This window comes from Parvibaculum sp. (assembly GCF_040882025.1).
Taxonomy (GTDB): Bacteria; Pseudomonadota; Alphaproteobacteria; order Parvibaculales; family Parvibaculaceae; genus Parvibaculum.
On sequence record NZ_JBBECC010000066.1, the window covers coordinates 1 to 5,642 of the forward strand.

At 65.4% G+C, this 5,642-nt stretch carries 6 protein-coding genes; 5 read left to right on the forward strand and 1 reads right to left on the reverse strand.

Annotated elements, in window-relative coordinates:
* The 3 genes from WEB61_RS04245 to WEB61_RS04255 all read left to right on the forward strand — a co-directional run.
* The coding region (locus WEB61_RS04245) for a LysR substrate-binding domain-containing protein (RefSeq protein ID WP_368063082.1) at window positions 1–539 on the forward strand (539 nt) is incomplete at its 5' end.
* A 14-nt stretch (window positions 540–553) separates the two neighbouring features.
* Window positions 554–1,477: an alpha/beta fold hydrolase gene (locus WEB61_RS04250; protein ID WP_368063083.1), complete on the forward strand. Its 924-nt coding sequence runs from the start codon at window positions 554–556 to the stop codon at window positions 1,475–1,477.
* Between the two features lie 107 nt (window positions 1,478–1,584).
* Entirely contained in the window at window positions 1,585–2,592 is a 1,008-nt protein-coding gene (locus WEB61_RS04255) for an NAD(P)H-dependent flavin oxidoreductase (protein ID WP_368063084.1), read from the forward strand.
* 170 nt (window positions 2,593–2,762) lie between these two features.
* On the opposite strand, the gene WEB61_RS04260 is transcribed toward WEB61_RS04255, so the two are convergent.
* Window positions 2,763–3,788 (reverse strand): NAD(P)H-binding protein, encoded by a 1,026-nt coding sequence (locus WEB61_RS04260; protein WP_368063085.1) that lies wholly within the window; start codon window positions 3,786–3,788, stop codon window positions 2,763–2,765.
* Window positions 3,789–3,888: 100 nt separating this feature from the next.
* Between WEB61_RS04260 and WEB61_RS04265 the strand changes: the two genes are divergently transcribed.
* Both WEB61_RS04265 and WEB61_RS04270 read left to right on the forward strand, forming a co-directional pair.
* Window positions 3,889–4,812 carry a LysR family transcriptional regulator gene (locus WEB61_RS04265; RefSeq protein WP_368063086.1) on the forward strand — a complete coding sequence of 308 codons (924 nt, stop codon included), beginning with the start codon at window positions 3,889–3,891 and terminating at the stop codon, window positions 4,810–4,812.
* Between the two features lie 81 nt (window positions 4,813–4,893).
* Window positions 4,894–5,642: acyl-CoA dehydrogenase family protein (locus tag WEB61_RS04270; protein WP_368063087.1), on the forward strand; the 749-nt coding region annotated here is incomplete at its 3' end.

The following is a 5,642-nucleotide window of genomic DNA, read 5'->3' on the forward strand; positions in this document are numbered from 1 at the left end:
CCGGCATCGAAATCGAGATCGTGAGCGAGGTCACGCAGATTTCGGTCAAGCGGCGCGACGCCGATGTCGTCATCCGGCCTTACGGGCCGGGGCGCGAAAATGTCGTCGGGCGCAAGATCGGCCGCATCGGCGTCGGCTTCTATGCCTCGCGCTCCTATGCCGAACGCTTCGGCCTGCCGGCAAAGCGCGAGGAATGGAAGGACCACCGCATTGTCGGCTTCGGCGGCCGGGCGGCCGAAGTCGAGCTTGCCGACTGGCTCGCCCATGTGACGCAGGGCGCGCGCGTGGCGCTGCGCTGTTTTGCGGATGCCGATCTCGTGCAGGCGGTCAGGGCCGGCGTCGGCATTTCGACGCTGGTCTGCCTCACCGGCGACCATTACGACGATCTTGTCCGCATCGCGCCGCAGAAACTCGCCAACGGCACCGAAATGTGGCTGCTGGCGCATCCGGACCTTCGCGACACGGCACCTGTGCGCGCTGTCATCGACTTCATCGGCGAGAAAGCCAAGATCGACCGCGACCGGCTGGCCGGGCGCTGAAACAGGGGAACCTCATGGCCATGCGTGGACACCTGCTTGCGGCGGCGCTCTTCATCCTGTTCGGCTTTGCACCCGCCGCCGCCGACGACATCGCCTATGTCGAGGCGAACGGCATCCGCTTTGCCTATGTCGAGGAGGGAAGCGGGCCGCTCGTCCTGCTGCTTCACGGCTATCCCGAGACCGCACGGAGTTGGGCACCGGTGCAGCGCGATCTCGCCGCCGCCGGATATCGCGTCGTTGCGCCTTATATGCGCGGCTACTGGCCGAGCGCGGCGGCCGAGGACGGCGACTACAGCGTGCCGACGCTCGGTGCCGACGTGCTGGCGTTGATCGAGGCGCTTGGCGAGGAGGATGCCGTCATTGTCGGCCACGACTGGGGCGCGGCCGCGGTCTACACGGCGGCGACCGCCGACCCCTCGAAGGTCCGGGCGCTTGTCGCGCTGTCCATTCCCCATCCGCTGGCGATAGCGGGCGATCCCGGCGTGCTGCTCGGCGCGCCGCATTTCATTTACTACCAGTTGCCGTTTGTCCGCTGGTGGGTGTCGCGCAACGACTTCACCCATATCGACCGCATCTATGAAGCATGGTCGCCGACACTCGACGTTTCGAGCGTCGATCTCACCGACATCAAAGCCTCGCTTGCTGAAGGCGGCGTCGACGGGCCGCTCGGCTATTACTGGTCGTTTTTCGGCGGCGATGCCGAAGGCGCGGTACGGGCGACGCCGGAGAGCCAGATCGCGGTTCCGAGCCTGGTCATTGCCGGCGATGCCGATGGCGCGATTGCCGTCGAGCGTTTCGAGGCGGCCGCGCCGGCCTTCACCGGCCCTTATCGCTATGTCGAACTCGCCGATGTCGGCCATTTCCCGCAGATCGAGGCGCCGGATGCGGTCAGCGCCGCCATCCTGGATTTTCTGAGGGCGCCGCAGGCCGCGCCCTGATGGCGTCTGAACGTATTTGAACGGCCAGACGCGCGCTGGCAGACAGGCGTCGACGGCCGTTTCGCGCCATAGTCCCGGTTACGAAATCGCCCTGGAGGAGAAACCCCATGCCATTGACCGCCAACCTCAAGAACCGGCTCGAACTGCCCGTCATCGGTTCGCCGCTCTTCATCGTGTCGGGCCCGGAGCTTGTCATCGCGCAATGCAAGGCGGGCATTGTTGGTTCGTTTCCCGCGCTCAATGCGCGCCCCGCCCATGTGCTGGAAGAATGGATCACGCGGATCAAGAGCGAGCTTGGCGAATATCAGGCCAAGCACCCCGAGAAGAAAGTCGCGCCCTTCGCCGTCAACCAGATCTGTCACGCCTCCAACGACCGGCTGATGCACGACGTCGATATCTGCACCAAACTCGAAGTGCCGGTCATCATCACGAGCCTGCGCCCGCCGGAAGAAATCGTCACCGCCGCGCATTCCTATGGCGGCGTCGTCTTCCACGACGTCATCAACGTCAAGCACGCGAAGAAAGCGGCCGAACAGGGCGTCGACGGGTTGATCCTGGTCTGCGCCGGCGCCGGCGGTCATGCCGGCACGCTGTCGCCCTTCGCGCTGGTGCGCGAGGTCAAGCAGTGGTTCAAGGGCACGGTCATCCTGTCCGGCGCGCTCAGCGACGGCTGGGGCATTGCCGGCGCGCTCGCCATGGGCGCCGACCTCGCCTATCTCGGCACGCGCTTCGTCGCCACCGCAGAAGCCAATGCCGATCAGTCCTACAAGGACCATCTGGTCAAATACGCCGCCGACGACATCGTCTACACCAATCTCTTCACCGGCGTGCATGGCAATTATCTGGCGCCCTCCGTTGCGGCGGCCGGCCTCGACCCGCACAACCTGCCGGAAGCCGACAAGTCGAAGATGAATTTCGGCTCGGGCGGCAACATGAAGCAGAAGGCGTGGAAGGACATCTGGGGTTCGGGCCAGGGCATCGGCCAGATCACCGACGCGCCGCCCGTTGCCGAACTCGTCGACCGCCTGAAGCGCGAATATGTGCAGGCGTGCCGCGAATTCGCCGAACGGATGCCGGCCGAAGCGCTCAACGCCTTGAAGGCGGCGGCAGAATAATCCTTGTGCCGCAGGCACTTTACGCGACGGCGGCGGGAGCGATCCCGCCGCCGCTTTCGTTCAGATGACATAGAGCGTGGCCGCTTCGTGCAGAAAGCCGAGGAGGTAGATGCCGAGCGCGGTAGCGGCGACGGCGGTGAGCATGCGTTCGATGCGATTGGTGCGGGACATCAGATCGTTCCTTTCATGAGGGCGGCGTCTGCCGCATGGGGGTTTTCCGCACGCTGCTCTGCATCGATGCAGCCCAGCGCGGCGAGTGTGGTTCCGACGGCGATATCGAGGGGCGTGTGGGGCTCGTGTCCGAGAAAGGCGACGAGCTTTGCATTGTCGAGCCGGACCGGCTTTTTCCAGAGGTAGCGCATCTCGCGCATCTCGCGGAACGTCTCGACAAAGGGCGAAAGCAGCGTCAGCGCGAACCAGGGCAGCTTTTTCACGGGCGCATCGGAGCGCCGCGCGACGGTCCGAATGACGTCCGCCATCTCGATCCCCTGCTCCAGCCAATGGCCGCCGAAATGGAAGGCCTCGAAGGCGCCGAGATCGTCCGCGCGGGCGAGCAGCCGGGCGGCCGTCTCCGCCATGTCGGGCAGATAGGCCCAGGCATGGCCGACATGGTGCGGTCCCGGATAGGCGACGGAGCGAAGCCTCTTGCCGGGCTTCACCAGGCCTTGTGCGAACCAGTTGTTGCCTGTGTTCGGGCCGCCGAAGAAATCGCCGGCGCGCAGGATCAGCACCTTCACGCCCTCTTCCGAGGCGGCGCGCAGACGGCGCTCCATCTCGACGCGCAGCGCGCCCTTGCGGGTTTTCGGATTTTGCGGCGAGGCCTCGCCCAGCAGCGGAAAGGCGTCGGGCCCGAAATTGTAGACCGTGCCGGGAAAGACGATCCGCGCGCCGGTGGCCTTCGCCGCCGCGATCGTGTTGTCGATCATCGGCACCACGGTGCCGCCCCAGTTGCGGTAGCCGGGCGGGTTGACCGCATGGACCACGATTTCGGCATTGACCGCCGCCGCCTTCACATCGGCCGCGTTCATGGCGTCGCCCTTCACCCAGTCGATGAAGGACATGTCGGCGAATTGCCGGGCCGCCGCCCTGGGCTTGCGGTGCATGGCGCGCACCTGCCAGCCGTGATTGCGGAGCGCCAAGGCCATTTCGCCGCCGAAACCGCCCGTCGCGCCGATGATGAGTGCCGTCGAAGCCATGATCCCGTTCTCCTGTGACCCTGTGTTGACTGGTGGAGAATGGGATATTCATTGACGAATATAAATTGCCAAAATGCGGCTAATCATTATACGTTTTCGTATGACTGATGTTGAACCCGGCTGGGAACTTTACAGGTCTTTTCTCGCGGTCGTGCGGGAGGGAAGCCTTTCGGGCGCCGCCCGGCAGCTCGGCCTGACGCAGCCGACCGTAGGACGCCATGTCGACGCCCTGGAAGCGGCTCTGGGCGTCGGGCTCTTTACCCGCTCGCAAGGCGGTCTCGCACCCACGGAGGGCGCACTGGCGCTGGTGGCCCACGCCGAGGCGATGGCGAGCGCCGCGGAGGCGCTGAGACGGGCTGCCTCCGGCGAGGCCGAGGACGACAGCGGCACGGTCAGGATTACCGCCAGCGAGATCATCGGCACGCAGGTCCTCCCGGCCATGCTGACCCGTTTCCGTGAGAAGCACCCGCGCATCGCCATCGAGATGGTGCTCTCGAACCGCACCGACGACCTGATCCGCCGTGACGCCGACATCGCGGTGCGCATGATCCGGCCGACGCAGACGGCGTTGATCGCCCGCAAGACGGGCGTGGTGCAGCTCGGGCTTCATGCCCATCGCCGGTATGTCGAGGCACATGGCGCGCCGGCGACGCTGGACGAGCTCGGACAGCATCCCGTCATCGGCTTCGACCGCGAACCCTCGGTGCGGCGCCTGAAGGAACTGGGCCTGACGCTGACCCGCGATCTCTTCCTGTTTCGTGCCGACAGCGACGTGGCGCAGTTCATGGCGCTTTCGGCCGGTTTCGGCCTTGGCATGTGTCAATACGGCCTTGCGGCGCGAAACCCCGATCTCGTGCCCGTCATGCCCGGCCTCGTCAGCTTCGATCTCGATATCTGGATCGCCATGCATGAAGACCTCAAGACCAGCCGCCGGATGCGGCTGATGTTCGATCATCTGGCCGAGGAAATGACCGCCTATGTCCGGGAGAGCGAGGCGGCCGGGAAAAAGGCGCGCGGCGCCTGACGGCCGCGCTCGCCACCCCCGCCCGCCCCTGCTATATCGTTCGGCAATCCGCCCTTCCCCGACGTTTCGAGGACCGAACCGATGTCGAAAGCCGCCGAAGCCGCCCCCTCCGCGACGGGCGAGAAGCCCAATCCGCCACTCGCCTCCTTTAACTGGCAGGACCCGCTGCTGCTCGATGAGCAACTGACGGAGGAAGAGCGGCTGGTGCGCGACAGCGCCCGCGCCTATGCGCAGGAAAAGCTGATGCCGCGCGTCAAGGAGGCGAACCGGCACGAGATTTTCCATCGCGAGATCATGAACGAGATGGGTGCGCAAGGGCTGCTCGGGCCGACGCTGCCGGAGAAATACGGCTGCGCCGGCCTCTCCTATGTCTGCTACGGGCTGGTGGCGCGCGAAATCGAGCGCGTCGATAGCGGCTACCGCTCGGCGATGAGCGTGCAATCCTCGCTCGTCATGCACCCGATCCATGCCTATGGCACCGAAGCGCAGCGCGAAAAATACCTGCCGAAGCTCGCCAGCGGCGAGTGGGTCGGCTGTTTCGGCCTCACCGAACCAGATCACGGCTCCGATCCGGGCTCGATGAAGACGCGGGCCAGGAAGGCCGATGGCGGCTATGTGCTTAACGGCGCCAAGATGTGGATCACCAATTCGCCGATCGCCGACCTCGCGGTCGTCTGGGCGAAGACCGAGGACGATACGATCCGCGGTTTCGTCGTCGAACGCGGCTTCAAAGGCTTCGAGACGCCGAAGATCGAAGGCAAATTCTCGCTTCGCGCCTCGATCACCGGCGAGATTTCATTGCAGGACGTGTTCGTGCCGGAAGAAAACCT